Origin of the sequence: Acinetobacter sp. MYb191 (genome assembly GCF_037572605.1) — a bacterium.
GTDB lineage: Bacteria > Pseudomonadota > Gammaproteobacteria > Pseudomonadales > Moraxellaceae > Acinetobacter > Acinetobacter johnsonii.
Window position 1 is genome coordinate 1 of the sequence record NZ_JBBGZP010000002.1, and the last position, 622, is coordinate 622.

Here is a 622-nt window from a genome sequence, read left to right on the forward strand (position 1 = left end):
TATCTGAGGGTCTGTAGCTCAGTTGGTTAGAGCACACGCTTGATAAGCGTGGGGTCACAAGTTCAAGTCTTGTCAGACCCACCAAATCTGACTAACAAGCATTGTTAAATGCTGAATACAGAAAACCAGAAACATTGACTTATTGATAAGCTGGGGACTTAGCTTAGTTGGTAGAGCGCCTGCTTTGCACGCAGGAGGTCAGGAGTTCGACTCTCCTAGTCTCCACCATATATTGTTCTTCAATATATAAGCTAAGACGTTAGATTATAGAAATTAGTAAGAAGTAGAAATTGGTTTACATTTTATTAACTTCTGTGATTTATCGCAGTTTCCTGACCTGACGAAGGCTGGAAAAATCATTAACAGAATATATTTGAGTTGAAATAATTTGTTCATACTCGTTTTAGTTAACTTAACAAGCAATTGTTAACGTTGAATGAAATGAGTTACTAGCGAAATTAACTGAATCAAGCGTTTTGGTATGTGAATTGAATTGAAGCTGTACAGTGTTTAAGTACACAGAACAACAAACTGTATGATCGAGCAATCGATCTGTCCTAGTACTACTTGTAGGTGCTACGACTGTTTGGGGTTGTATAGTCAAGTAATTAAGTGCATGTGG

General features: G+C 37.6%; 2 tRNA genes. Both read left to right on the top strand.

The annotated features are described in order from the left end of the window. The first annotated feature begins 7 nt into the window (after window positions 1–7). A tRNA-Ile gene (locus tag WH214_RS00045) sits at window positions 8–84 on the top strand. 68 nt (window positions 85–152) lie between these two features. Then, window positions 153–228, top strand: a tRNA-Ala gene (locus WH214_RS00050). Window positions 229–622 lie beyond the last annotated feature (394 nt).